Source organism: Blastococcus sp. SYSU DS0552, assembly GCF_054050815.1.
In genome coordinates, this window is sequence record NZ_JBJHAB010000001.1 from 288774 (window position 1) to 314312 (window position 25539).

23 protein-coding genes are annotated in these 25539 nt (G+C 73.6%); 14 read left to right on the forward strand and 9 right to left on the reverse strand.

All coding sequences use genetic code 11. From position 1 onward, the window contains the following. Positions 1 to 162 precede the first annotated feature (162 nt). The 3 genes from ACI8AG_RS01385 (at position 163) to ACI8AG_RS01395 (ending at position 2429) form a co-directional block, all read left to right on the forward strand. Positions 163 to 1071 (forward strand): glycine betaine ABC transporter substrate-binding protein, encoded by a 909-nt coding sequence (locus ACI8AG_RS01385; protein WP_456595630.1) that lies wholly within the window; start codon positions 163 to 165, stop codon positions 1069 to 1071. A 151-nt stretch (positions 1072 to 1222) separates the two neighbouring features. Beyond that, the gene (locus ACI8AG_RS01390; protein ID WP_456595631.1) at positions 1223 to 1540 is read left to right on the forward strand and encodes a hypothetical protein; all 318 of its coding nucleotides are present in this window, start codon (positions 1223 to 1225) and stop codon (positions 1538 to 1540) included. Between the two features lie 85 nt (positions 1541 to 1625). Continuing rightward, positions 1626 to 2429 (forward strand): DUF2470 domain-containing protein, encoded by an 804-nt coding sequence (locus ACI8AG_RS01395; RefSeq protein ID WP_456595632.1) that lies wholly within the window; start codon positions 1626 to 1628, stop codon positions 2427 to 2429. Positions 2430 to 2435: 6 nt separating this feature from the next. On the opposite strand, the gene ACI8AG_RS01400 is transcribed toward ACI8AG_RS01395, so the two are convergent. Continuing rightward, positions 2436 to 4388 carry an AAA family ATPase gene (locus ACI8AG_RS01400; RefSeq protein WP_456595633.1) on the reverse strand — a complete coding sequence of 651 codons (1953 nt, stop codon included), beginning with the start codon at positions 4386 to 4388 and terminating at the stop codon, positions 2436 to 2438. Then, positions 4385 to 5365: an aldo/keto reductase gene (locus ACI8AG_RS01405; RefSeq protein WP_456587886.1), complete on the reverse strand. Its 981-nt coding sequence runs from the start codon at positions 5363 to 5365 to the stop codon at positions 4385 to 4387. The genes ACI8AG_RS01400 and ACI8AG_RS01405 overlap by 4 nt, the downstream gene beginning before the upstream one ends. A gap of 161 nt (positions 5366 to 5526) precedes the next feature. Here ACI8AG_RS01405 and ACI8AG_RS01410 point away from each other — a divergent pair, with 161 nt between their 5' ends. Beyond that, complete coding sequence (locus tag ACI8AG_RS01410) at positions 5527 to 6393, forward strand: undecaprenyl-diphosphate phosphatase (protein WP_456587885.1); 867 nt, start codon at positions 5527 to 5529, stop codon at positions 6391 to 6393. 80 nt (positions 6394 to 6473) lie between these two features. On the opposite strand, the gene ACI8AG_RS01415 is transcribed toward ACI8AG_RS01410, so the two are convergent. Further along, complete coding sequence (locus ACI8AG_RS01415; RefSeq protein WP_456595634.1) at positions 6474 to 8018, reverse strand: AMIN-like domain-containing (lipo)protein; 1545 nt, start codon at positions 8016 to 8018, stop codon at positions 6474 to 6476. A gap of 214 nt (positions 8019 to 8232) precedes the next feature. On the opposite strand from ACI8AG_RS01415, the gene ACI8AG_RS01420 reads away from it, so the two are divergent. The 4 genes from ACI8AG_RS01420 to ACI8AG_RS01435 all read left to right on the forward strand — a co-directional run bounded on the left by ACI8AG_RS01420 (position 8233) and on the right by ACI8AG_RS01435 (position 10754). Beyond that, positions 8233 to 8931 carry a histidine phosphatase family protein gene (locus ACI8AG_RS01420; RefSeq protein WP_456595635.1) on the forward strand — a complete coding sequence of 233 codons (699 nt, stop codon included), beginning with the start codon at positions 8233 to 8235 and terminating at the stop codon, positions 8929 to 8931. A 9-nt stretch (positions 8932 to 8940) separates the two neighbouring features. After that, a complete protein-coding gene (locus ACI8AG_RS01425; RefSeq protein WP_456587882.1) occupies positions 8941 to 9492 on the forward strand; it encodes a DUF3090 family protein in 552 nt (183 codons plus the stop codon). Between the two features lie 13 nt (positions 9493 to 9505). Next, positions 9506 to 10258, forward strand: coding sequence for an SCO1664 family protein (locus tag ACI8AG_RS01430; protein WP_456595636.1), 753 nt, complete (start codon positions 9506 to 9508; stop codon positions 10256 to 10258). 109 nt (positions 10259 to 10367) lie between these two features. Beyond that, entirely contained in the window at positions 10368 to 10754 is a 387-nt protein-coding gene (locus ACI8AG_RS01435; protein WP_456587880.1) for a VOC family protein, read from the forward strand. A gap of 27 nt (positions 10755 to 10781) precedes the next feature. Here the strand turns inward: ACI8AG_RS01435 and ACI8AG_RS01440 are convergent, their stop codons facing one another. After that, positions 10782 to 11498 carry a maleylpyruvate isomerase family mycothiol-dependent enzyme gene (locus tag ACI8AG_RS01440; protein ID WP_456595637.1) on the reverse strand — a complete coding sequence of 239 codons (717 nt, stop codon included), beginning with the start codon at positions 11496 to 11498 and terminating at the stop codon, positions 10782 to 10784. Positions 11499 to 11606: 108 nt separating this feature from the next. Between ACI8AG_RS01440 and mshC the strand changes: the two genes are divergently transcribed. Next, positions 11607 to 12857 (forward strand): cysteine--1-D-myo-inosityl 2-amino-2-deoxy-alpha-D-glucopyranoside ligase, encoded by a 1251-nt coding sequence (mshC, locus tag ACI8AG_RS01445; protein ID WP_456595638.1) that lies wholly within the window; start codon positions 11607 to 11609, stop codon positions 12855 to 12857. Then, positions 12857 to 13903, forward strand: coding sequence for an HD domain-containing protein (locus ACI8AG_RS01450; RefSeq protein ID WP_456595639.1), 1047 nt, complete (start codon positions 12857 to 12859; stop codon positions 13901 to 13903). The genes mshC and ACI8AG_RS01450 overlap by 1 nt, the downstream gene beginning before the upstream one ends. A gap of 53 nt (positions 13904 to 13956) precedes the next feature. Here ACI8AG_RS01450 and ACI8AG_RS01455 read toward each other — a convergent pair whose 3' ends face one another. Then, positions 13957 to 14826, reverse strand: a complete 870-nt coding sequence (locus tag ACI8AG_RS01455; RefSeq protein ID WP_456595640.1) for a PAC2 family protein — start codon at positions 14824 to 14826, stop codon at positions 13957 to 13959. Positions 14827 to 15058: 232 nt separating this feature from the next. Here ACI8AG_RS01455 and metH point away from each other — a divergent pair, with 232 nt between their 5' ends. Next, a complete protein-coding gene (gene metH / locus ACI8AG_RS01460) occupies positions 15059 to 18853 on the forward strand; it encodes a methionine synthase (protein WP_456595641.1) in 3795 nt (1264 codons plus the stop codon). Between the two features lie 77 nt (positions 18854 to 18930). Further along, on the forward strand, positions 18931 to 19614 hold the full coding sequence (locus ACI8AG_RS01465; RefSeq protein WP_456595642.1) for an HAD family hydrolase: 684 nt from the start codon (positions 18931 to 18933) through the stop codon (positions 19612 to 19614). A 17-nt stretch (positions 19615 to 19631) separates the two neighbouring features. Here the strand turns inward: ACI8AG_RS01465 and ACI8AG_RS01470 are convergent, their stop codons facing one another. From ACI8AG_RS01470 to ACI8AG_RS01480, 3 genes are all read right to left on the reverse strand, one after another. Next, complete coding sequence (locus ACI8AG_RS01470) at positions 19632 to 20153, reverse strand: hypothetical protein (RefSeq protein ID WP_456595643.1); 522 nt, start codon at positions 20151 to 20153, stop codon at positions 19632 to 19634. Between the two features lie 123 nt (positions 20154 to 20276). Next, positions 20277 to 20708 carry an N-acetyltransferase family protein gene (locus ACI8AG_RS01475; RefSeq protein WP_456595644.1) on the reverse strand — a complete coding sequence of 144 codons (432 nt, stop codon included), beginning with the start codon at positions 20706 to 20708 and terminating at the stop codon, positions 20277 to 20279. 8 nt (positions 20709 to 20716) lie between these two features. Then, a complete protein-coding gene (locus ACI8AG_RS01480; protein ID WP_456587871.1) occupies positions 20717 to 21664 on the reverse strand; it encodes a RecB family exonuclease in 948 nt (315 codons plus the stop codon). Positions 21665 to 21759: 95 nt separating this feature from the next. On the opposite strand from ACI8AG_RS01480, the gene ACI8AG_RS01485 reads away from it, so the two are divergent. Both ACI8AG_RS01485 and arc read left to right on the forward strand, forming a co-directional pair. Continuing rightward, positions 21760 to 22683 carry a tRNA (adenine-N1)-methyltransferase gene (locus ACI8AG_RS01485; RefSeq protein ID WP_456587870.1) on the forward strand — a complete coding sequence of 308 codons (924 nt, stop codon included), beginning with the start codon at positions 21760 to 21762 and terminating at the stop codon, positions 22681 to 22683. A 170-nt stretch (positions 22684 to 22853) separates the two neighbouring features. Further along, positions 22854 to 24629 (forward strand): proteasome ATPase, encoded by a 1776-nt coding sequence (gene arc, locus ACI8AG_RS01490; RefSeq protein WP_456587869.1) that lies wholly within the window; start codon positions 22854 to 22856, stop codon positions 24627 to 24629. A gap of 192 nt (positions 24630 to 24821) precedes the next feature. Here the strand turns inward: arc and ACI8AG_RS01495 are convergent, their stop codons facing one another. Then, positions 24822 to 25433, reverse strand: coding sequence for a transglycosylase family protein (locus ACI8AG_RS01495; RefSeq protein WP_456595645.1), 612 nt, complete (start codon positions 25431 to 25433; stop codon positions 24822 to 24824). Between the last annotated feature and the right edge of the window lie 106 nt (positions 25434 to 25539).

Sequence of the window (25539 nt, forward strand, 5' to 3'; positions counted from 1 at the left end):
CGCCGGGCCCCTCGCTGTCGAGGGACGCGCAGATTCGCGGGCGCCTCGACGTCGACCAGTGATCCGCGTGGCCGGTCGGCGGCCCGGACGGCCGGGCCGGCACGCGGGGGACGACCCGCGATCCCCGCGGGTCGGGAGCAGCAATCGGAAGGAGCACCACCTGTGCGCACGCACGCACTCCGGCTCGCCGCCGGACTCGCCGCCCTCTCCCTGACCGCCACCGCCTGTGGTGGCGACGAGGGGAGCGACCCCTCCGCCTCCGGTGCGGGCGGCACCTGCGAATCGGTCACGCTCGGGTTCATCCCGTCGTGGACCGACACCCTGAGCACCTCCTACCTCTGGCAGGACGTCCTGGAGCACCACGGCTACGAGGTCGAGTTCGCGGAGATCTCCGACGCCGCGCTGCTCTACACCGGCGTCGCCGAGGGAGACATCGACGTGTACTCCTCGGCCTGGCCGGAAGTCACCCACGCGGCCTACATGGAGCAGTACGGGGACCAGATCGAGGACCTCGGCACCTGGTACGAGGGCGCGACCAACACCCTCGCGGTGCCCGACTACACCGACGCCGACTCCATCGCGGACCTGGCCGAGAACCCGGACGCCTTCGACGGGCGGATCGTGGGCATCGAGCCCGGAGCCGGCCTCACGAAGGTGACCAAGGACAGCGTCATGCCGGCCTACGGCCTCGGGGACGCCGGCTTCGAGCTGGTCGAGTCCTCGACCGTGGCCATGCTGGCCGAGCTGGAGGCGGCCATCGAGGCGCAGGAGGACGTCGTCGTCACGCTGTGGCACCCGTTCTGGGCCTACAGCCAGTTCCCGCTCAAGGACCTCGAGGACCCGGAGGGCGCCTTCGGTGAGCCGGAGGCCATCCACACCCTCGCTCGCGGGGGCTTCGGCAGTGACTGCGGTGAGGTGGCCGAGCTCATGGGCCAGCTGCAGCTGAGCGACGAGCAGTACGCCTCGCTGGAGGACACGGTCGTCAACGAGTACGGCGAGGGCCAGTACGCCGAGAGTGTCGAGGCGTGGCTCGAGGCCAACCCGGACGTCGCGGAGACCCTGAAGAGCTGACGCGGCTCGCTCCCCGGAGCGACGGGCGCGGGGCCCGGCGGTGCATCCGCCGGGCCCCGCGCCGTTCCGCCGGGTGGGTGAACGACCTGCGCCCGAGCTGCCCCGACCCTGCCGGTCCGGCACGGTGGGCGTGGACCGGGAGGTGCGGGCTGTGGCGACGGACGGGGATCGACGGTCGGTGCGCGACGCCGCGGTGCGGGAGGCCACCGAGCGCTGGGCCCACGCTGCCGGGGTCTCCCCGTCCGTGGCGCGGGGCATGGCGCCCACGAGGCGTCCGGTCGCCGTCCGCCTGCTCCGCGGAGCGCTGCTCGGCGCGGCGTTCGGCGCCCTCCTGCTGCTCCTGGCGTCCAGCGCCGGCACCTCCACCACTCCCTGGGTGCTGCTCGTCGTCGCCCTCGGGCTGCTCGTCGTCCGGATCGGCGGGCCGGGGCGGCGGAGCCACCGACGGACGGCCGCGTCCGGGAGGTGATCTCCACGCCGGTCGCGTGCGGGGGCGCCCCTTTTCGCCGGACGACTTCTTTGGATAGGCTGCCCTAACTGACCGAGGAGGGGCCATGCCGAGCAGCCCGACCCACCCCGCGCCCGAGCGCCGTCCGGAGGCCGACGGGCTCCGGCCCGCGCCGGCCGAGCGCGCCCGCACCGTCGCCACGCGGTCCGCCGCGACCGTCTGCGCGCCCGGTGTCGAAGGCGGCCGGCTGCTCGCCCACACCGTCACCAGCGCCGGGCAGGTGCTGCTGGTCGTCCCCGCCGACGGGGACATCGCCGACGCCGTCCACCGCGCGCCCGACCAGGACCTCTCGGCCCTGCTGATGGTCAGCGATCACGCACCGGTGCCGCTGCGCCGGCCGATCCGGGCGCAGCTGTGGCTCTCCGGCTGGGCGACGCCGGTGCGGGCCGAGGACGAGCGGGCCACCGTCCTCGCCTTCGCCGAGACCCGGCCCACCGAGGTCCTGCTCGACGTCGGCCGGTCCGCGCGGCTGCTGCGCCTCGACCTCGCCGAGGTGGTCCTGGGGGAGGGCGGCGACGGCGTCGAGGTCAGCCCGCAGGAGTTCGCGGTGGCCCGCCCCGACCCGCTGGCCGCCGTCGAGGCCGACCACCTGCGCCACCTCGCCGGCGCGCACGCCGACGTCCTCGCGCTCCTGGCCGGCCGGGTCCCGGCTGACGTGGTGGGCCCGGCCGGCGTCGTCCGCCCGCTCGGCCTGGACCGCTTCGGGTTCCGGCTGCGCGTGGAGCGGCCGTTCGGCCACACCGACGTGCGGGTGCCGTTCCCGCGCCCGCTCACCTGCGCCGGCCAGCTCGGCGCCGCCGTCGGCCAGCTGCTCTGCGCGGCCCGGGCGGCGCGGGACTGCCGCGGCTGACGGCGTTCAGCCGGCGATCTCGCGCAGCAGCCCGGCCAGCCGGGTGCGCCGCGGGCGCACGTCGACGTCACGGACCGCCCGGGCCAGGGCGGCCCCGCTGGCGTGCACGATCGACAGGTGCTTCTGCGCGCGGGTCAGCGCGGTGTAGACCAGCGGACGGGAGAGCATCCCGCCGGCCTCGGGCGGGAGCACCACGACGACGCCGGGCCACTCCGACCCCTGCGCGCGGTGCACGGTGATCGCCCAGCCGTGCCGCAGGTCGGGCAGCGCATTGCCGGTGACGGTGACCGGGCCGGAGCTGAAGTCCACGGTCAGCGACCCGTCCCCGGTCCCGGTGACGACGCCGACCTCGCCGTTGGCGAAGCCGGTGGGCTCCAGGTCCAGGTGGTTGGCGGTGGCCACCACGCGGTCGCCGACGTCGAAGCCGAACACCGTGCCGTCACCGGGGTTCAGCTGCGCCTTGAGCGCCTTGTTCAGCTCGATGGTCCCGGCCGGCCCGCGGTGCACCGGGGTGACGACCTGCACCCCGCCGGGGTCGATGCCCAGCGCACGCGGGATCGAGTCGGTGACCAGCTGGACCACGCGGCGAGCGGCCTCGCCGCTGCCGGTGGCCGGCACGACGACGACCTCGCGGTCGGGGGAGTCGACCGGCGGCAGCTGCCCCTCCCGCACGGCCGACGCCAGCCGCGCGATCGCTCCGCCCTCGGCCTGCCGGTAGAGGGTGGTCAGCTCGGTCACCGGGACGACGCCGGAATCGATCAGGTCGCCCAGCACGTGTCCGGGGCCGATCGAGGGCAGCTGCGCCGGGTCGCCGACCAGCAGCAGGTGAGTGCCGTCGGGGCAGGCCTCCAGGAGTGCGGCGGTCAGCTCGACGTCGAGCATCGAGGCCTCGTCGACCACCACGACGTCGGCGTCCAGCGGCCACTCCTCGTTGCGGGAGAAGCCACCCGAGGCGCCCTGTGCCCCGAGCAACCGGTGCACCGTGACCGCGGGGTGGTCGGTGAGCTCCTCCAGCCGCTTGGCCGCCCGGCCGGTGGGTGCCGCGAGCGCGACGTCGGTGCCCTTGGTGCGCAGCAGCTGCACGACCGCGGCCACCGTGCGGCTCTTCCCGGTGCCCGGGCCGCCCGTGAGCAGGCTGACCCCGGCCGATAGCACCTGGGCCACCGCCTGCTTCTGCGCCTCGTCCAGCCCCTTGGCCACCGAGCGCACCGAGGCCGGGTCGGCGATCCGCTCGGCGGCGGCGGCGAGCCGGGCCACGTTCTCGGCCACCGCCTCCTCGGCCATGCCGTACCGGGCCAGCGACAGCATCCGCAGCGCGGGATCGGGTTCGGGGAGCTCGTCGACGTCCTCGTCGGGCTCCGGCTCGGGCGGCTCGTGGTCGAGCACGTCGCCGGAGTCGACGGCCGCGACGATCGCGGCCGCCGGGTCGGCGATGCCCTCGGCCTGCAGCGCGGCCACGACCAGGTCCACCGGCAGCACGGTGTGTCCGTCGCGGGTCGCCGTCCGCAGGGTGAGCCCCACGATGGCGCGGCCGCGCCGGGAGTCCTGCCGGTCGGCGCCCTTGAGCACGGCGATCGCGAGCCGGTCGGCGTCGGTCAGCGTCACGCCGGAGAGCCCCAGCAGGGCCCACGGGTCGTCCCGCAGCCGGCGGGCGGCGTCCTGGCCCAGCGCGTCGGCCACCCCGGCGGCCAGCTTGGCCGGCAGCCCGGCGCCCACGAGCAGCTCGACCACCTCGTAGGTGGGGGCGGCGGCGAGGAAGCTGGAGAACAGCCGCTCGGCGCGCTGCCGGCCCACCCGCGGCAGCTTCAGCAGCCGGTCGGCGGTGACGTCGTCCGGGGTGGTGATGCCGGCGGCCGGCAGCTCCGCCGCCGCGCGCTTGCCGAGCCCCGGCCACAGCCCGGCCGCGCAGAAGGCGGCGAAGACCAGGTCCGGGCCGGGGGTCGTGGGGTCGGCGCTCACCGGTCGGACCGGCGATCGGGATAGCTGAAGTGCGGGGCGGAGACGTCCTCCAGCGCGGTGCGGATCGCGGCGGGCAGCCGCACGCCGTCGGAGTCCAGGGACGCCTGCAGCTGCTGGGCGGTGCGCGCGCCGACCACCGGGGCGACGACGCCGGGCCGGTCCCGCACCCAGGCCAGCGCCACCGCCAGCGGGGTGGTGCCCAGGCCCTGGGCCGCGGTGATCACCGCCTCGACGATGCGGTCGGCCGCAGCCGAGCGGAGGTTGTCGATGAAGCCCTGCCACTGCGCCGACGCCCCGCGGCTCTCCGACGGCGTGCTGTGCCGGTACTTGCCGGTCAGCAGCCCACGGCCGAGCGGCGACCAGGCGAGCACGCCGAGCCCCAGCGCCTCGGCGGCCGGCACGACCTCCCGCTCCACGCCGCGCTGCAGCAGCGAGTACTCGACCTGGGTGCTCACCAGCGGCGTGCGCCCCGGCCACGCCTTCTGCCAGGTCGCGGCCTGGGCGGTCTGCCAGCCCGTGAAGTTGCTCACGCCGACGTAGCGCGCGCGCCCCGAGGAGACGGCGAGGTCGCAGGCGGCCAGCGTCTCCTCCAGCGGCGTCGTCTCGTCCCAGGCGTGCAGCTGCCAGAGGTCGACGTAGTCCAGGCCCAGCCGCTCCAGCGACGCGTCCAGCGCCGAGATGAGGTGCCCCCGGGAGGCGCCCCGGCCCATGGGACCGGGTCCTGTGCGCCCGACGGCCTTGGTGGCGACGAGCACCTGCGAACGGGGGACGACGTCGGCCAGCAGGTGGCCGAGGGTGCGCTCGCTCTCGCCGTCGCAGTAGACGTCGGCCGTGTCGACCAGCGTGCCACCGGCGTCGACGAAGGCCGTCAGCTGCATGGCGGCCTCGTCCTCGTCGGTGTCGCCGCCCCAGGTCATCGTGCCCAGCGCGAGCCGGGACACGATCAGACCGCTGCGCCCCAACGCCCGTTGCTCCACGACCGGCCAACCTACCGCCGTCACCGGGCGCGCACCCGGGAGCACCGGCCGCTGCGGGGCGGCGTGCCGGGCCCGGACCGGCCGCCACCTAAGGTCAGCGGTCGTGCCCGAACGATCCGCTCTCCGTCCGGCCGCCAGCCGTCCCCTCGGGGGGCGCTGAGATGGGCTGGCTCGAAGCCGTCGTCCTCGGCCTGGTGCAGGGGCTCACCGAGTTCCTCCCCATCTCCTCGAGCGCCCACCTGCGGGTCGTGGGGGAGGCCTTCGGGTGGCAGGACCCCGGCGCGGCGTTCACCGCGATCACCCAGATCGGCACCGAGGCCGCGGTGCTGCTCTACTTCCGGCACGACATCTGGCGGATCATCACCGCCTGGGTCGCCTCGCTCGGTGGGCGGCGGAAGGGTGACCCCGACGCCCGCATGGGCTGGCTGATCATCGTCGGCACCCTGCCGATCGTCGTCCTGGGCCTGCTGTTCCAGGACTCGATCGAGACGACGTTCCGCGACCTGCGCATCACGGCGACCGCCCTGATCCTGTTCTCGCTGGTGCTGTTCTGGGCCGATCGCGTGGGGGCCAAGCGGCGTGAGCTCGACCGGCTGACGGTCGGCCACGGCATCGCGTTCGGCTTCGCGCAGGCGATGGCGCTGATCCCGGGGGTCTCCCGCTCCGGCGGCACGATCACCGCCGGGCTCTTCCTCGGGTACACCCGGTCGGCCGCGGCCCGGTACTCGTTCCTGCTGGCCGTGCCGGCGGTGCTGGGCGCCGGGTTCTTCCAGGTCTACGAGGTGCTCAGCGGGGACGTCGCCGGCCCGCCGATCGCCTGGGGCCCGACCATCCTCGCCACCGTCCTGGCGTTCGTCGTGGGTCTGGTCGTCATCGCGTGGCTGCTGCGCTACCTGGACCGGGGCAGCTACGTGCCCTTCGTCGTCTACCGCATCCTGCTGGGCCTGCTCATCCTGGGCCTGGTGTTCGCCGGGGTCCTGGACCCCACCACTCCCGTCGACGTCACCCCCACGCCCATCCCACGCTGAGCCCCGCCGTCACGCTCGGGAGCGGGACAGCGGCGACCCGGAGCCGATAGGGCTCCGGGTCGCCACGGGAGACGTGTGGCTCAGCCCTCCGTGCCGGCGTCGAGGTCCAGCGTCCCGATCATCGCGTCGAGCACCTCGACGTTGCGCTCGTAGTCGAACTTCGGCAGGCCGACGGTGTCCGCGACCAGCGTGCGCGGTCCGTGCTCACCCTCCTCGAGGGCGACGGCGTACCGGGTCGACGGCGTGCCCTCGGGCCAGAGCCCCTCGCCGGTGGCGGTGCGCTCGATCCGCACGGCGTCCCGGCCGTCCACGGTCAGCTCACGGCGGGCCTGCTCCCCGGGCTGCTCCTGGGTGACCCGGTCGAAGGCCACCGGCTCGATGGAGAAGGCGATCGCGGCCACGCGCACGTCGGTGGCATCGGGCACGTCGAAGTCCTGCGGGGAGAACCGGCTGCAGGCCGGCACGGTCTCACCGGCGTTCACCGACCAGTCCGACGGGTGGTCGACCGCGAACCCGGCCGGGCTGGTGCAGCGCTCGCCCAGCACGACGCCGTCGGGCTGCCGGTCGAGGACGTCGACGACGATCCGCTGCGGGTCGGCCAGCCGGGCGACCGCGAACGGCCGGCGCTGGTCGAGCCCCGCGTAGGAGGAGTAGCGGCCCTCGAACAGGGTGTCGGCGACCAGGGCCTCCAGCGTGCTCGTCCCGGCGATCTCCAGCCGCTCCTCGCCCTCCCAGGGCGTGACGCCCTCGGGCGCGTCGCCCGGGTACAGCAGGTTGGACAGGGTGATCCCCAGGGTGGCGTCGCCGGGCGCCTCCAGCGGGTGGCCCGAGCCCGCGCTGCGCGGGTCCTCGGTGTAGCCGATCTGGTACCCGGCCTCGCCGTCACCGGCGAGCTCGAAGACGATCCGGTCGAAGCCGTCGTGGGCGCCCAGCCGGACGTCGGTCAGCACGACCGCCGACCCGGTGGCCTCGACGTCGATGTCGGCGGTATCGCCCTGGCCGACCGGCTCCAGGCCGTCGGACTGGTGCAGGACGTCGACGACCAGCCGCGCCGGGTCGGAGAACGTGGCGACGCCGAAGGGCACGTGCTCCTCCAGGCCGATCGTCCAGGTCAGCATCGCCTCGAAGTCGCCGGTCTGGACCGCCTCGCTGATCACCCGGCCGCCGGGTGCGGTGATCTGGTCACGCTCGGTGTAGGTCTCCCGGGGCTCGTCACCGGAGAGGTCCACGCCGCTGGCCGGGCTGATCCGCACCTCCAGGAACGCCGAGCCGGCCACGGCGATCTCCCGGCCGGAGCCGTCCTCGGTGATCGGCGGCTGGACGTAGCCGACCCGGTAGCTGGGGACCTCGTCGCCCTCGAACTCGAGGACGAACCGGTCGAAGTCCTCGTGCCCGGCGGCGCGGACGTCGGTCAGGTAGGCCGGGGCGCCGCCGGCCGGGAACTCCCCGGCCTCCACGGTGTTGGTGCCCGGGTTCCCCACCGGGGGCAGCGGCTCGTGGGCCGGCTGCACCGGGCCGGGTGGGGTGGGCCCGGCCGGGACGATCGACGGCGCTGAGGTGGTCGGGGCGCCGGTGGTCACCAGCAGCGTGCTGGCGCTCAGTCCGGCGAGGAGCAGACGCATCATCGCGATCTCGCCTCCTGGTCTCGGATGTCCGGTCCTCTCGTCCCCTGCCCGTGCTCCCCGTCCCCGAACACGCTTCGGGATGCCGTCACCCGATCGTCAAGCCATTGCCGGATCGTCATGTGCACCGGCGACCGGCGGGTCCTGCCCCGCCGCCGTGCTGCTGCGGCGGCTGCCACGGACCGGGGGAGGACGGAGCACCGCCTACGCTCGCCCGGTGACCACCGTCATCCTCCTGCGGCACGGCCGGAGCACCGCGAACACCGGAGGGGTGCTCGCCGGCTGGACCCCTGGCGTCCAGCTCGACGACACCGGGCAGGCGCAGGCGCAGGCGGTGGCGCAGCGACTGGCGACGGTGCCGCTGGCCGCCGTCGTCAGCAGCCCCCTGGAACGGTGCCGGCAGACGGCGGGCGCCGTCGTCGCCGGGCGCGACCTGGAGCCGGCGATCGAGGAGCGGCTGGGGGAGGCGCGCTACGGCGACTGGACCGGCCGGCCGCTCAAGGAGCTGGTGAAGGAGCCGCTCTGGAAGGTCGTGCAGCAGCACCCCTCGGCCGCGGTGTTCCCGGGCCCGGAGGGGGAGGGCCTGGCCCAGACCCAGGCCCGGGCGGTGGCCGCCGTCCGCGAGTGGAACGCACGGCTGGGCCCGGACGCGGTCTGGCTGGCCTGCAGCCACGGCGACGTCATCAAGGCCGTGCTCGCCGATGCCCTGGGGCTGCACCTCGACCAGTTCCAGCGGATCGTCGTCGACCCTGCCTCGATCTCGGTGGTCTCCTACACCGACACCCGGCCGTTCGTGGCCCGGATCAACGACACCGGCGGCGACGTCTCCGCACTGATGCCCCCGCCCCGCAAGGGGCGCCGGCGCAAGGCCTCCTCGGACGCCGTGGTGGGAGGCGGGTCGGGCGCCCCCGCGTAACCTGGGCGCGTGCCCCGTCAGCTCCATCTCTTCGATCGCCCCAGCCGGTTCGTCGCGGGAACGGTCGGCCAGCCCGGGGACAGGACGTTCTACCTGCAGGCCACCGACGACACCGGGCGTACCGTCAGCGTCGCGCTGGAGAAGACGCAGGTGCAGGTCCTGGCCGACCGGATGGACGACCTGCTCGACGAGGTCAGCGGCCGGGCCGGCACGGTGATCCCGCCCGAGGCCGACGTCGACGATCTGGAGCCGCTCACCGCGCCGGTCGACGAGGAGTTCCGCGTCGCCGCGATGGGCCTGGCCTGGGACGGCACCGCCGAGGCCGTCGTCGTGGAGGCGGTGGCCGCCGGCGAGGAGCCGATCGAGGAGGACGTGATCCTCTCCGACAGCGACGAGGGGCCCGATGCGCTGCGGGTGACGATCACCCCCATGGCCGCGCGTGCCTTCATCGCCCGCGCCCGCCGGGTCGTCGCCGCCGGGCGCCCGTCCTGCCCGTTGTGCTCCCTCCCGCTCGACCCGGTGGGCCACGTGTGCCCGCGGCAGAACGGCTACCGCCGCTGAGCGGCGGCCCGCGGTGAGCGAGCAGCCGGCGGAGGGGAGCGACCTCCGCCCGCCCGCCGACGACGCCGAGGCCCTGCAGCTGCTGCGGACCGGCGTGATCGACGTCGAGGGCCGGATGCTCGATGCGTCGAACGTGACCCTGGTCGGCGCCATCCGGTCCGGCGACCTCGCCGCCGAGTGCGTGTACAAGCCGGTCGCGGGGGAGCGGCCCCTGTGGGATTTCCCCGACGGCACCCTCGCCGGCCGGGAGATCTCCGCCTACCTGGTCTCCGAGGCGACCGGCTGGCGGATCGTGCCGCCCACCGTGCTCCGCGAGGGCCCGTTCGGCCCCGGCATGGTGCAGCTGTGGGTGGACGGCGACGAGGACGTCGACCTGGCCGCCTTCGTCCGCCGCGACGACCCGGCGCTGCGTCGCATGGCCGTGTTCGACGCCGTCGTGAACAACGCCGACCGCAAGGGCGGGCACATCATCCCGATGCCCGACGGCCACGTGCACGGCGTGGACCACGGCATCTGCTTCTCCGTCGACCCCAAGCTGCGCACCCTGCTGTGGCGCTGGGCCGGCTCGCCGTTGACCGTCGAGGCGCTGACGGTGCTCGAGCGCCTCGCCGACGAGCTGCGCGGCGACCTCGGGGAGCAGTTGCACGAGCACCTGACCCGTGCGGAGGTGCGCTGCACGCAGCGGCGGGTGGCCGAGCTGCTGCGCACCGGTCGCCACCCCGAGCCCAGCGGGGAGTGGCCCGCCCTTCCCTGGCCGCCCTTCTGAGCGGCGAGATCTGCACACTGGCCCCCGTCAGTGCGCCGTAGGGGGCAACATCGCAGAAGTCGCACGGGGCGCCGTCGTCCTGTCGGTGCCCTGGGCCAGGATCCCGCGCATGCCGCACCGCAGCCGTCTGTCCATCCTGTTGCTGGACCTGCCGCCGCAGCATCACACGGCCGGCACCGCCTTCTGGGCCGGCGCCACGGGGCGCACCGCCGCGCCCGACCCCGACGACGAGAAGTGGGCCTCGCTGGGGTCGTTCGCCGACGGCTGGCACGTCGAGGTGCAGCGGACGGGGGAGGGGACGCCGCCGCGCTGGCACGTCGACGTCGAGACCGACGACATCCCGGCCGAGGTCGCCCGGCTGGAGGCCCTGGGCGCCACCCGGCACCGCGACATGGGCGGCTTCTGGCAGATGCTGGACCCGGCCGGCCTGGTGTTCTGCGTCGTCGGCGTGCAGACCGGCCAGGAGTTCGAGCGGTACGCCGTCACCTGGCCCTAGGTGCGCGCTGCCCCTGCGGTTCCGGCCTCACTCCAGCGTCACGAGGTCGATCATCGCGGCCGCCTGCAGGCCGTCACCGTCGACGGTGAGCACCTCCAGCGGGACCCGGCGCCACACGGCCAGGAGCAGGTCGCCGGCGGTTCCGGTGAGCGCGGCGATCGGGAAGGGCTTCGTGCCGGGGAAGAGGGTGCGCTCGGCGTCGGCGTCCACGGCGTGGAGGACGACGGGGTGCGCGGACTCCGGCGGCCCGTCGGGCAGGGCGGCGGGCACCATGACCTGCAGCCACTCGTCCAGGCCGTCCAGCCCCACGGGGGCGGGGATCGGGCGCACGTCGCCGAGCACCTGCTCGACGTCGACCGTGTGCACGGTGGCCTCCTGCAGCTGCCGGCGCAGGACGAACGCCACGTCCTTCTGCGGTGCCCAGGTCCACACCCGCTCGGCCGGGTCGGCTCCGGCGAGCGCCGCCTCCAGCTCGGCGCCCTGCGCGGCCACGTACCCCAGCAGCTCGTCGTCGGCGCGGCGCGTCGGCTCGACGTAGGTGGCGAGGTCCCGGGCACGGGTGCGCACCACCCACGCCCAGAAGTGCTGCACCTCGGACAGGTGCCACACCAGGTCGGCCAGCGACCACCCGGGGCACCCGGGGACCGGAGCCGCCCACCCGCGGGCGAGGACCGCCTCCGCGGCGGCGTCGGCGAACCGGGCGTCGACACGCCGCAGGGCCGGCAGGTACTCGTCGAGCTGCATTCGCTCCTCCTCCTGCAGAGGGGCGCCACCGGCGCCTTCCCTCCGACGTGATGACCCGCACGGACCTGCGGGGCCGGTGCCGTCGGAGACCCGCTCTAGGCTCGTACCGTGCTCTCCTGGTCCGCCCCCCTGCTGCCGACCCTGCCCGGCACGGGCTCCGTGCTCAAGGTCTACGACACCGCTCGCGGTGAGATCGCCGCGACGACGCCGGACCGGACCGCACGGATGTACGTCTGCGGCATCACCCCGTACGACGCCACGCACCTGGGGCACGCCGCCACCTACCTGGCCTTCGACCTGGTCAACCGGGTGTGGCGCGACGCCGGGCACGCCGTCCACTACGTGCAGAACGTGACCGACGTCGACGACCCGCTGCTCGAGCGTGCCGCGCGCGACGGCGAGGACTGGATCGTCCTGGCCATGCGCGAGACGGCACTGTTCCGGGAGGACATGACGGCGCTGCGTGTACTGCCCCCGGAGGACTACGTGGGCGCGGTCGAGTCGATCCCCCGGATCGTGGCGTACATCGAGCAGCTGCTCGACGCCGGGCTGGCCTACGTCCTGGCCGACGGCACCGGCGACATCTACCACGACGTCGCGCAGGCCCCGGGCTTCGGCTCGGAGTCCGGCTACGACGAGGCCACGATGCTGACCTTGTTCGCCGAGCGTGGCGGGGACCCCGACCGGGCGGGCAAGCGCAACCGCCTGGACCCGCTGCTCTGGCGCGGTGAGCGGCCCGAGGAGCCGGCCTGGCCCGGTCCGCGGGGCACCCGCGGCCGGCCGGGCTGGCACGTCGAGTGCGCCGCGATCGCGTTGGACACGATCGGCATGGAGTTCGACGTCCAGGGCGGCGGCAGCGACCTGGTCTTCCCGCACCACGAGTTCTCCGCCGTGCACGCCGAGGCGCTCACCGCCACCAAGCCCTTCGCCCGGGCCTACGTGCACGCCGCGATGATCGGCCTGGAGGGCGAGAAGATGAGCAAGAGCCGGGGGAACCTGGTCTTCGTCTCCAAGCTGCGCGGCGAGGGCGTGGACCCGATGGCCATCCGGCTGGCCCTGCTGTCCGGGCACTACCGCACCGACCGGGAGTGGAGCGACCGGCTGCTCGCCGAGGCGCAGGAGCGGCTGGACACCTGGCGGAGCGCCGTCGGCCGCGAGGCCGGCGCCCCGGCCGGCCCGGTGCTGCACGGGCTGCGCGAGCGACTGTCCGACGACCTCGACAGCCCCGGCGCGATCGCCCTGGTCGACGCCTGGGCCGCCCGCACCCTGGCCGGCGGCGAGGACCTGGAGGAGCACGCGCCGCAGGTCGTCTGCGACGCCGTCGACGCGCTCCTGGGCGTGGAGCTGCAGAGCTTCTGATGGCCGGCGTCCCCGACGGTCCGTTCCGGCTCACCGACCGCGCGGCGCGCGAGCGGGCCGAGGAGCAGCTCGCACCCGCCGCGACCCGGGCGGTGGCCAGCCGGGGCCGGGCACGGCCGGAGGCGGAGGACGCGCTGCGCACCGCCTTCGAGCGGGACCGGGACCGGATCCTGCACGCGAAGGCGTTCCGCCGGCTCAAGCACAAGACCCAGGTCTTCCTCAACCCCGACGGCGACCACTTCGTCACCCGGCTGACGCACACGTTGCAGGTGACCCAGGTGGCGCGCTCGCTGGCCCGGGCGCTCGGGCTCAACGAGACGCTGGCCGAGGCGATCGCCCTGGGCCACGACGTCGGGCACTCGCCGTTCGGGCACATCGGCGAGGAGGCCTTCGACCCCTACGTCGACGGCGGCTGGCACCACGCAGCCCAGGGCGTGCGCATCGTGGAGGTGCTGGAGGACCTCAACCTCACCTGGGAGGTGCGCGACGGCATCCGTGCCCACAGCTGGAAGATCGACCCGCCGCCGGCCACCCGTGAGGCCGAGTGCGTGCGCTACGCCGACCGGATCGGCTACCTGTCCCACGACGCGCTGGACGCCGTCCGCGCCGGGGTCATCCGGACCTCCGACCTGCCCGCGCGCGCCGTCGCCGTCTTCGGGCAGCCGGGCAGCGAGATGGTCGGATCCATGATCGACGCCGTCGTCGAGGGCTCGCTGGCGCCGGGCAGCGCGCGCGTCGTCATGGCTCCGGAGCCGCTGCAGGCGATGCACGAGCTGCGCGACTTCATGTTCGCCCGCGTGTACGCCTCCGACGTCGCCGCCGGGCAGAAGCACCTGGCGGTCGACGTCATCCGCCGGCTCGTCGACCACCACCTGGCCCACCCCGAGCTCATCCCGGCCAGTTACCGCGACACCGAGGCCGATCCGCTCACCCAGGTCGTCGACTACGTCTCCGGGATGACCGACCGGTTCGCCCTCGCCACGCACGACCGGCTGTTCGACGCCGACGCCTCGGCGCAGATGCGACCGCTGCTGCGCAGCGACTGACGACGCGCACCGCGCCACGGGCGGCCGTGGCCTGCTTCGACGGCGCCGGCCGCTCAGGCCCCGCCGGTGGGCCCACCCCGGCGGCGCAGGTACCGCTCGAACTCCCGGGCGATCTGGTCGCCGTTGGCCTGCGACAGGTCCACCTCGGTGGCCCGCTCCTCCAGCGAGCGCACGTACTCGACGACCTCGGCGTCCTCGCTGGCCATCTCGTCGACGGTCTTCACCCAGTCCTCGGCCTGCTGCGGCAGGGCCCCGAGCGGCACCGTGATCTCCAGGACCTCCTCCACGCGCTGCAGCAGGGCGACGGTGGCGCGGGGCGACGGCGGCTGCGACACGTAGTGCGGGACGGCGGCCCAGAAGCTGATCGCCGGCAGCCCCGCCTGCACGCAGGCGTCCTGGAACACACCGAGGATCCCGGTGGGGCCCTCGTAGCGGGAGGTCTCCAGCCCGTAGGCCCGTGCGGACTCCTGGTCGTAGGCCGACCCGGTCACCGGCGTGGGCCGGGTGTGCGGGGTGTCGGCCAGCAGCGCGCCGAGGGCGACCACGATGGAGGCGTCGAGCTCGTCGAGGATCTCCAGCAGCTCCTCGCAGAAGCTGCGCCAGCGCATGTTCGGCTCGATGCCCCGGATGAGGACAACGTCGCGGTCCAGCCCCTTCGGCCGGGCCACGGAGATGCGGGTGGTGGGCCATTCGATGCGCCGGCTCACCCCGTCGATCAGGGAGACCGTGGGCCGGTTGACCTGGAAGTCGTAGTAGTCCTCGGGGTCGAGGGCGGCCAACGGCTTCGCGTCCCAGATCAGCTCGAGGTGCTCGACGGCCCCAGTGGCGGCGTCCCCGGCGTCGTTCCAGCCCTCGAACGCCACCACGACCACCGGGTCGGTGAGCTGCGGCAGGTCATCGGCGTCGGACTGAGGATCGATCACCCCTGTGAGCCTACGTCGCTCCGGCCGTGCCGCCCGGCCGTGCGCCGCGGGGTCCGGCCGCCGAACGCCCTCGTGGGCGGGCGTGGCGGCCCGCCACGCCTGCTGCACCGCCGGTGTGCCAGGTGCGAAGATGGGAGCCGACATCGGGAACGCCCAGGCCTGGGCCAGCCCGCCGGGGTGACGGAGCGCGAGGCCCGCACGCCCATCGAGTCTTGAACCACTGGGGATCACCGTGTCCGAGTCACCCGCCCTCCGTCCCGATGCGACGGCGCGGCTCCGCGCGCTGCTGGAGGAACGGATCCTGGTGCTCGACGGCGCGATGGGGACGGCGATCCAGCGGGACCGTCCCGACGAGGCCGGGTACCGCGGGGAGCGTTTCGCCGACTGGCCCAGCGACGTGCAGGGCAACAACGACCTGCTCAGCCTGACCCAGCCCGAGCTCATCGCCGGCATCCACCGCGAGTACCTCGAGGCCGGGGCGGACCTCGTCGAGACCAACACCTTCAACGCCACGACGATCTCGCTGGCCGACTACGGCATGCAGGAGCTGGCCTACGAGCTGAACGTGGCCTCCGCCCGGCTCGCCCGCCGCGAGGCCGACGCGATGACCGAGCGGACGCCCGGCCGGCCGCGCTTCGTCGCGGGGGCGATCGGCCCCACCAGCCGGACGGCATCGATCTCACCGGACGTCAACGATCCCGGCGCCCGCAACGTCGGCTTCGACGACCTGGTCGCCGCCTACCTCGAGCAGGCGAACGGCCTGGTGGACGGCGGCGTCGACGCGCTGCTGATCGAGACGATCTTCGACACGCTGAACGCCAAGGCGGCCATCTTCGCCCTGGAGACGTTGTTCGAGCAGCGCGGCCGGCGCTGGCCGGTGCTGATCTCCGGCACGATCACCGACGCCTCCGGACGGACGCTCTCGGGGCAGGTCACCGAGGCGTTCTGGAACTCCGTGCGGCACGTGCAGCCGCTGCTGATCGGGTTGAACTGCGCCCTCGGCGCCAAGGAGATGCGGCCCTACATCGCGGAGATGGCGCGGGTCGCCGACACCTTCGTCTCCTGCTACCCGAACGCCGGGCTGCCCAACGCCTTCGGCGAGTACGACGAGTCGCCCGCCGAGACGGCCGCCATCGTCGCGGAGTTCGCCGAGAGCGGCCTGGTCAACCTCGTGGGTGGCTGCTGCGGCACCACGCCGGCGCACATCGCGGCGATCGCCGGCGCCGTGGCGGGGCTGCCGCCACGGACGCCGGCGCAGACGTCCCCGGCGCTGCGCCTGTCCGGCCTGGAGCCGCTGACCGTCACCGAGGAGAGCCTCTTCGTCAACGTCGGCGAGCGCACCAACATCACCGGCTCCGCCCGCTTCCGGAACCTGATCAAGGCGGGCGACTACCCGGCTGCCCTCGCCGTCGCCCGCCAGCAGGTGGAGGCCGGCGCCCAGGTCATCGACGTCAACATGGACGAGGGGATGATCGACGGCGTCGAGGCGATGGACCGCTTCACCAAGCTCATCGCCGCCGAGCCCGACATCTGCCGCGTCCCGGTGATGGTCGACTCCTCGAAGTGGGAGGTCATCGAGGCGGGCCTGAAGAACGTCCAGGGCAAGGCGATCGTCAACTCCATCTCGCTGAAGAACGGCGAGGAGGAGTTCGTCCGCGAGGCCCGGCTCTGCCGCCGGTACGGCGCCGCGGTCGTCGTCATGGCGTTCGACGAGGACGGCCAGGCCGACGACCTCCAGCGGCGCATCGACATCTGCCGGCGGGCCTACGCGGTGCTCACCGAGCAGGTCGGGTTCCCGGCCGAGGACATCATCTTCGACCCGAACGTCTTCGCCGTCGCCACCGGCATCGAGGAGCACGCCAACTACGGCGTCGACTTCATCGAGGCGACCCGCTGGATCAAGCAGAACCTGCCCGGCGCGCTGGTCTCCGGCGGGGTCTCCAACGTCTCCTTCTCCTTCCGCGGCAACAACCGCGTCCGCGAGGCCATCCACGCGGTGTTCCTCTTCCACGCCATCCGGGCCGGCATGGACATGGGCATCGTCAACGCCGGCGCGCTCGAGGTCTACGACGAGGTGCCGGTCGAGCTGCGGGAGCGGATCGAGGACGTCGTCCTCAACCGCCGCCCCGACGCCACCGAGCGGCTGCTGGAGATCGCCGGCGACTACGCCGGGGACGGCGCGGCGCGCGAGGTCGCCACCGAGGAGTGGCGCTCCCTGCCGGTGGGGGAGCGGATCACCCACGCGCTGGTGAAGGGCATCGACGCACACGTCGAGGACGACACCGAGGAGCTGCGGCGCGAGATCGCCGAGCGCGGCGGGCGGCCGATCGAGGTGATCGAGGGACCGCTGATGGACGGCATGAACGTCGTCGGCGACCTGTTCGGCGCCGGCAAGATGTTCCTGCCGCAGGTGGTCAAGTCCGCCCGGGTGATGAAGAAGGCCGTCGCCTACCTCATCCCGTTCATCGAGGCGGAGAAGCAGCCCGGCGACGCCGAGCGCAGCAACGGCAAGGTCGTCATGGCCACCGTGAAGGGCGACGTCCACGACATCGGCAAGAACATCGTCGGCGTCGTCCTGCAGTGCAACAACTACGACGTGGTCGACCTGGGCGTCATGGTGCCGGGGCAGAAGATCCTGGACGCCGCCAAGCAGGAGGGCGCCGACATCATCGGGCTCTCCGGTCTGATCACCCCCTCGCTGGACGAGATGGTGAACCTGGCCGCCGAGATGGAGCGCCAGGGGTTCGAGATCCCGCTGCTCATCGGCGGCGCGACCACCTCGCGGGCGCACACCGCCGTCAAGGTGGCGCAGAAGTACTCCGGCCCGGTGATCTGGGTGAAGGACGCCTCGCGCTCGGTCCCGGTCGTCGCCGCCCTGCTCTCCGACGAGCAGCGCCCGAAGCTGCTGGCCGAGACCGACGCCGACTACGCGGCGCTCCGGGAGCGGCACGCCGCCCGCCAGGACAGCCGTGCCCTGCTCCCGCTCGCCGAGGCACGGGCGAACCCGACGCCGATCGACTGGAGCGGCTACGCCCCGCCCCGGCCGCGGATGCTGCTGCAGCAGGCGAAGGACGTCTGCGAGGGCCCGGCCTGCGCCCTCGGGGAGGCCACCCAGTTCGTCCGGCACTTCCACGACTACCCGCTCGAGGAGCTGCGCGGCTACATCGACTGGCAGCCGTTCTTCAACGCCTGGGAGATGCGCGGCCGGTTCCCCGACATCCTGCACAACCCGGCGACCGGCGAGGCCGCCCGGCGGCTGTACGACGACGCCCAGCAGATGCTGGACCGGATCGTCGCGGAGAAGTGGCTGCGGGCCAGCGGCGTCCTCGGGCTGTTCCCGGCCAACCGGGTCGACGGCGAGGACATCGAGGTCTACACCGACGAGTCCCGCACCGCCGTGCGGGCGACCCTGCACCAGCTGCGGCAGCAGACCGAGGGCCGCGACGGCTCGCCGCGCAAGTCACTGGCGGACTTCGTGGCGCCGAAGGACACCGGCCTGCGCGACTACGTCGGTGCGTTCGCGGTGACGGCCGGGCTGGGCGCGGCCGAGCGGGTGGCGGCGTTCAAGAAGGACAACGACGACTACAGCGCGATCATGCTGGAGGCGCTGGCCGACCGGCTGGCCGAGGCGTTCGCCGAGCGGCTGCACGAGCGGGTGCGCCGGGAGTTCTGGGGCTACGCCGCCGACGAGGCGCTGGACCACGAGGCCCTCATCGCCGAGAAGTACCGCGGCATCCGGCCGGCCCCGGGCTACCCGGCCTGCCCCGAGCACACCGAGAAGCAGACGATCTGGGACCTCCTCGACGTCGAGGCGGCCACCGGTATCGAGCTCACGGAGAGCCTCGCCATGTGGCCGGGTGCGGCGGTGAGCGGCCTCTACTTCGCGCACCCGCAGGCCCAGTACTTCGTGCTGGGCCGGGTCGGGCGGGATCAGGTCGAGGACTACGCCCGGCGCAAGGGCTGGACGCTCGCGGAGGCGGAGAAGTGGCTCTCACCCAACCTCGGCTACCGGACCGAGGACGAATGAAGGACCCCCGTCCCCCTCACCCCTCGCCGGCTCGGGGCGAGCCTCTGGACGGAGGCCGTTCCAGCGCGTTGCGGGCGGTGCTGTTCGACATGGACGGCACGCTGGTGCAGACGGAGGAGTACTGGGGCGAGGCGATGTTCGAGCTCGCCGGACGGCTCGGGGGGCGGATGTCGGCCGAGGCGCGGGCCCGCACGGTGGGCACGAGCATGCCGACGGCGATGGGCGTCCTCTACGCGGACCTCGGCATCAGCGCCACCGCCGAACAGCTCGCTGTGGACGCGGCCTGGATCGAGGAGCGGGTCGGCGTGCTCATGGCCGGCGGCGTCGTGTGGCAGCCCGGCGCCCGGGAACTGCTGTCCGCGGTGCGGGCCGCGGGCCTGGCCACCGCCTTGGTGACGACGACGCCCCGCCGGCTCGCCGACATCGTGCTGGCGAGCATCGCGACGGACCTCGGCGGCAGCCCGTTCGACCTGACCGTCTGCGGCGACGAGGTGCCCGCGCGCAAGCCGGACCCGGCCCCCTACCTGAAGGCAGCCGCGGCGCTGGGCGTCGAGCCGGCCTGCTGCGTGGTGGTCGAGGACTCGCTGGTCGGCGTGACCGCCGGGATGGCCGCCGGGATGGCGGTGCTGGGCGTGCCCGCGATGCAGCCTGTTCCGCCGGCACCGGGGCTCACGCTGGTGGAGACGCTCGTGGGGGTCGGGGTGCCGGAGCTCGAGGCGGTGCTCACCGCCCGCGAGGTGGCGAGCGCCACCCCGCGCTGAGTTCCGGGGGCCGCGGGCTATGCCGTGCCGAGGTCGTCGTAGCGGAACGAGGCGCTGCCCACCGGATCGACGTGGACGGTACGTGGCCCGTCGGGGACGGTTGCGGTGAAGGTGACGGTCACCCTGCGCCGGCGCGGGCCCGCCAGCTCGTCGCGTACGAGGACGACCATGCGGTCGAGGCAGTCGGCCGAGTCGTCGCCGTGGACGTCGTGCTCATGGTCCGGGAGGCCGACGACGATCTCCCGCCCGGACCTCGCCGTCGCCGTGACCTCGATCGGCGGGTCCCAGAGCCCGGCGGCAGCGTCGCGCAGGGCGTCGATCTCGGTCTGCAGCCGGGCGCGGTGCTCCCGGGTGATCCGGGCGAGCTGGAGGTCGAGGACCGCCCGCGCCTGACCGGGGGTGAACCCGTAGGCCGTTTGCAGCCTTCGCACGGCGTCGGAGTCGTCGGCCGCGTCGCCCAGCAGTGCGCCCAGGCGGCTCGGGTCCGCCGTGGCGGCGGCGAACGCCGTCAGGATCTCGAGCCTCTTGTCGGGATGCACGGGCACAGTCTCGCTGGTCACTGGTCCCGGTGAAGAGGTGTCGCGGCCTGGGTGCCGGCGCTCGCAGCGGACGCGGGCCGAGGACCGACCCGGCGGGACATGCAGGCCGCACGCTCCGGTCGGTCAGCCGAGGTACTCCTTGTAGGTCCGTGCCGCCGGACGCAGTCCGACGGCCTCGTAGAACGCGAAGGCCGCCGGGTCGTCGGCAGAGAGCTGCAGTTTGTAGCAGCCGGCCCGGCGGCCGTGCTCCCGTGCGGCGCCCAGGAGGGTCGCTCCCACGCCGGTGCGGCGGTGGGTGCCGTCCACGACGACGTTCTCGACCAGCAGGTAGGGCTCACCGGCGTGAGCCGTGTTGGCGACCACCGTGACATCCGCCGTTCCGACCACGGTTCCGGCGGCCTCGGCGACGAGGACCGTGCGCCCGGGTGTCGTCATGGTGCTGGCCCAGGCGTCCTGCACCCGCAGCGTCTCGTCGTGCTCGAGCTCCGGGTACAGCTGGCGGTACAGATCCAGCACGGCGGCGAGATCCGCCGGCACGGCGGCGCGAACGGTCACCGCGCCGGTCACACCGGCGTCACCGGCAGGGTCGTCCGCCAGCCGGCTGACGCTGCGGCCTCCGCCGGGAAGGGCGGGGGAGTGCCGCCGAACGCCGGGCACAGCGCCTGGTGGTCGCACCAGCCGCAGAGCCGGCTCTTGTTCGGCCGGAACTCACCCGTGGCGACGGCCCGCTCGATCGCCGACCAGATGGCCAGCAGCGTGCGCTCGAAGCGCACGAGCTCGGCCTCCTCCGGGGCGTAGGTGAGCGCGTCGCCGTCGCCGAGGTAGAGCAGCTTGAGCTGAGCGGCCACCACCCCGCGGGTGCGCCAGAGCACCAGCGCGTAGAACTTCATCTGGAACAGCGCCTTGGACTCGAACGCCTCGCGCGGCATCGACCCGGTCTTGTAGTCGACCACCCGGAGCGCGCCGTTGGGGGCGACGTCCAGCCGGTCGACGTAACCGCGCAGCAGCAGCCCGTCGGGCAGCGTGACCTCGACGAGCTCCTCCCGACCCGCCGGCTGGATGCGGCGCGGGTCCTCCAGCGAGAAGTACTTCTCGACGAGCTTCCCGGCCGAGGCCAGCCAGGCCGCCACCGACTCGGGCGCGTTCGCATCGCTCTCGGCGCCCTCGTCCTGGCCGGTTGCGAACAGCTCGGCGATGCCCGGCTCGTCGCGCAGCTCGGCCCACGCCGGCTCGAGCAGCTCCAGGGCGCTCTCCGGGGTGCGCTGCGCCGGGGGCAGGTCGTAGAGGCGTTCCAGCACGGAGTGGACGAGGGTGCCGCGGACGGCGGCCAGGCTCTTGCGCTCGGGCAGCCGGTCGATGGTGCGGAAGCGGTAGAGCAAGGGGCAGGTCTTGAAGTCCGCCGCCCGGCTGGGCGAGAGCGAGGGGCGGCGCGGTGCGGTCACCTCGGCGGGCGGCTCGGTCCCGCCGTCGGGCGTGCCGGGTCGCGGGTCGGTGTCCACCATCGCCGTCATGCACCCGAGGCTAGGTCGCGCCTCCGACAGTTCCGAGTGTCCGCGCCGCATCGGCGTCCCGGGTCACAGCGGCGGCGTCCGTACGCTGGTCGCCCGTGACCAGTGAGCAGGAGCCGGGGACCGACGTCGTCGACGAGGCGCAGCAGGCGCCGGACGAGGCGGGGGAGAGCCCCTCCGCGCAGCGGGCCGAGCCCGTGGAGGGCGCGTTCGTCGCGGGGGACCGGGTGCAGCTGACCGACCCCAAGGGCCGGCTGCACACCGTCGTCCTGACGCCCGGCAAGCAGTTCCACACCCACCGCGGCGCCATCGAGCACGACGACCTCATCGGTGCGCCCGAGGGGTCGGTCGTGCACTCGACGGCCAACACCGGGTACCTGGCGCTGCGCCCGCTGCTCGCCGACTACGTGCTCTCCATGCCGCGCGGCGCGCAGGTGATCTACCCGAAGGACGCCGCGCAGATCGTCGGTTTCGGCGACATCGGGCCCGGCATGCGGGTGCTGGAGGCCGGCGCCGGCTCCGGCGCGCTCAGCTGCTCGCTGCTCCGGGCCGTCGGCGCCGGGGGCTCGCTGACCAGTTACGAGCGGCGCGAGGACTTCGCCGACGTCGCGCGCACGAACGTCGGCGCCTTCTTCGGCGAGGTCCCGAGCAACTGGAGCCTGCGGCTGGGCGATCTGGCCGACCACCCGGCCGACGAGGTGGTCGACCGGGTCGTCCTGGACATGCTGGAGCCGTGGGCGGTCCTGCCGACGGTCGCCGCCGCGCTGCGTCCCGGCGGCGTGCTGGTGGGCTACGTCGCCACCGTCACCCAGCTGTCCACCTACGTGGAGGCGCTGCGCGCGCAGGGCGTGTGGACCGAGCCCTACGCCTGGGAGACCCTGATGCGGCCGTGGCACGCGGTCGGCCTGGCCGTGCGCCCGGAGCACCGGATGGTCGCCCACACCGCCTTCCTCGTCACCGCACGCCGCCTGGCCGAGGGCGCGGTCGCCCCCGTCCGCCAGCGCCGCGCGCAGAAGCACTGAAGGAGGACCCCCCTGCCCCCACCGCTCGCACGCTCGCGGCGGGCCCCTGCAGGAGGGCCGTTCCAGCACCTCAGTAGCACCCCGCCACGGACCCCGCGAGGCGACGGCGAAGTGTCGTCGCGCGTGTATAGATTTGCGTCCTGGCTCCCCCGACAGTGCGGAGGTGCGTGATGGGCCTGGGTCCTGACGAGATGAAGGCGCGGCGTGAGCGTGACGTCGCCTCGCTGCTCAGCCAGATCTCCTACCTCGAGGAGGAGATCAGCCTGCTCCGCCGCAAGGTGGCAGACAGCCCGCGCCAGGTGCGCGCGCTGGAGGAGCGGATAGCGGAGGCGGAGGGCCGGGCCGCCTTCCTCTCCGAGCGCAACGACAAGCTGGCCGGCACGCTGCGCGACGCGCGGGAGCAGCTGGTCACGCTCAAGGAGGAGGTCGACCGGCTCGGGCAGCCACCCTCGGGCTACGGCATCTTCCTGACCCGGTTCGACGACGGGACCGTCGACGTGTTCACCGGCGGCCGCAAGCTGCGGGTGTCGGTCTCGCCGAACGTCGAGGTGGACACCCTGCGCCCCGGCCAGGAGGTCATGCTCAACGAGGCGATGAACGTCGTCGAGGCGCGGGACTTCGAGCGCCAGGGCGACGTCGTCATGCTCAAGGAGCTGCTGGAGCCCGTCGACGGCGTCACCCCACGGGCGCTCGTCATCGGGCACACCGACGAGGAGCGCGTCGTCTACCTGGCCGACTCGCTCACCGGCCAGCCGCTGCGGGTCGGTGACTCGCTGCTGCTGGAGAGCCGGTCGGGCTACGTCTACGAGCGGATCCCCAAGAGCGAGGTCGAGGAGCTCGTCCTCGAAGAGGTCCCCGACATCGACTACACCGACATCGGCGGCCTCTCCCGGCAGATCGAGCAGATCCGGGACGCCGTCGAGCTGCCGTTCCTGCACGCCGATCTCTTCCGCGAGTACCAGCTGCGCCCGCCCAAGGGCATCCTGCTGTACGGCCCCCCCGGCTGCGGCAAGACGCTGATCGCCAAGGCCGTGGCCAACTCGCTGGCGAAGAAGGTCGCCGCCGTCCGTGGCGAGGGCGTCCACCAGGCGAAGTCCTACTTCCTCAACATCAAGGGCCCCGAGCTGCTCAACAAGTACGTCGGGGAGACCGAGCGGCACATCCGGCTGGTGTTCCAGCGCGCGCGGGAGAAGGCCAGCGAAGGCACGCCGGTCATCGTGTTCTTCGACGAGATGGACTCGATCTTCCGCACCCGCGGCTCGGGGGTCTCCTCCGACGTCGAGTCCACGATCGTCCCGCAGCTGCTCAGCGAGATCGACGGCGTCGAGGGCCTGGAGAACGTCATCGTCATCGGCGCCTCGAACCGCGAGGACATGATCGACCCGGCGATCCTGCGGCCCGGCCGGCTCGACGTGAAGATCAAGATCGAGCGGCCCGATGCCGAGGCCGCGCGCGACATCTTCAGCAAGTACCTGGTGCCCGACCTGCCGCTGCACCCCGACGACCTCGCCGAGCACGGTGGCAACCGCGAGGCGACGATCGCCGCGATGATCCAGCGCACCGTCGAGCGCATGTACACCGAGAGCGAGGAGAACCGCTTCCTCGAGGTCACCTACGCCAACGGTGACAAGGAGGTCCTCTACTTCAAGGACTTCAACTCCGGCGCCATGCTGCAGAACATCGTCGATCGCGCGAAGAAGATGGCGATCAAGGAGCGGCTGGAGACCGGGACCGGGGGCCTGCGGGTCGGCCACCTGATGCAGGCGTGCCTCGACGAGTTCAAGGAGAACGAGGACCTGCCCAACACGACCAACCCCGACGACTGGGCGCGGATCTCGGGCAAGAAGGGCGAGCGGATCGTCTACATCCGCACGCTCATCAGCGGCAAGGGGAACGAGGCCGGGCGCGCCATCGACACGGCGACCAACACCGGCCAGTACCTCTAGGCACGACGACGGATGGCCCGGCCACCACGCGGTGGCCGGGCCATCCGGCTGCCCGTGGCTCCCGGCTGCCCGTGGCTCCCTGATGATCAGGTCACCTGATCATCAGGGGTCCTGGCTCACGATCGGTCGTGAGCCAGGACCCCCTGTGCTGAGCCAGGACGGCGGCGGGTCGGAGGCCGCTCGTCCGCGGGGTCAGCCCAGGCGGAGGACCTGGCCGGGGTGGATGAGGCCCGGGTCGGCGCCGATGACGTCGCGGTTGGCCTCGTACAGGGTCTGCCACAGCAGCCCGTTGGCCGATGCGATCCCCGACAGCGTGTCACCTGCCTGGACCGTGTACTGCTGCCCGGCGTCGGCCGGCGCGGACGCCGGTGCCTCGGCCGTGGGGGCCGGGGCGGCTGCCGGAGGCGTGGCGCTGCCGGCCTTGTCCGCCTCGGTCAGGCCCAGCTTCGCCGAGCAGGCCGGCCAGGCGCCCCAGCCCTGGACCGCCAGGGTCTTCTCGGCGATCGCGATCTGCTGCTCGCGGGTGGCGAGGTCGGCCCGCGGGGCGTACTCGGTGCCGCCGAACCCCTCCCAGGTGGGCTGGTAGAACTGCAGGCCGCCGTAGTAGCCGTTCCCGGTGTTGATGGACCAGTTGCCGCTGCTCTCGCACTGCGCGAGGCGGTCCCAGGTCTCGTCGTCGGCGGCAGCAGCGGTGCCCGTGCCCAGGAACGGCGCCAGGAGCAGGGCGCCGGTGGCGGCGAGGCCGGCGGTGCGCCGCCGGAAGACGCGGGTGGACGGGCCGGAGGTGGTGCTCGGGTTCGTCATGATCCTCTCGAACGGCGGTCGCCCACGCGGCCGGCCCACCGAACGGGGACAGCACGCTCCACCCACGGAGCCGGATCGACGGAGAAGGACCACTGCCGCTGGGCGG

Excerpts from the sequence above, each read along its gene's own strand:
- ACI8AG_RS01415 (WP_456595634.1), bottom strand. The coding sequence starts at position 8,018 with ATGATGCGTCTGCTCCTCGCCGGACTGAGCGCCAGCACGCTGCTGGTG.
- ACI8AG_RS01440 (WP_456595637.1), bottom strand. The coding sequence starts at position 11,498 with ATGCAGCTCGACGAGTACCTGCCGGCCCTGCGGCGTGTCGACGCCCGG.
- ACI8AG_RS01395 (WP_456595632.1), top strand. The coding sequence starts at position 1,626 with ATGCCGAGCAGCCCGACCCACCCCGCGCCCGAGCGCCGTCCGGAGGCC.
- ACI8AG_RS01495 (WP_456595645.1), bottom strand. The coding sequence starts at position 25,433 with ATGACGAACCCGAGCACCACCTCCGGCCCGTCCACCCGCGTCTTCCGG.
- ACI8AG_RS01435 (WP_456587880.1), top strand. The coding sequence starts at position 10,368 with ATGCCGCACCGCAGCCGTCTGTCCATCCTGTTGCTGGACCTGCCGCCG.
- ACI8AG_RS01450 (WP_456595639.1), top strand. The coding sequence starts at position 12,857 with ATGGCCGGCGTCCCCGACGGTCCGTTCCGGCTCACCGACCGCGCGGCG.
- ACI8AG_RS01410 (WP_456587885.1), top strand. The coding sequence starts at position 5,527 with ATGGGCTGGCTCGAAGCCGTCGTCCTCGGCCTGGTGCAGGGGCTCACC.
- ACI8AG_RS01480 (WP_456587871.1), bottom strand. The coding sequence starts at position 21,664 with ATGACGGCGATGGTGGACACCGACCCGCGACCCGGCACGCCCGACGGC.
- arc (WP_456587869.1), top strand. The coding sequence starts at position 22,854 with ATGGGCCTGGGTCCTGACGAGATGAAGGCGCGGCGTGAGCGTGACGTC.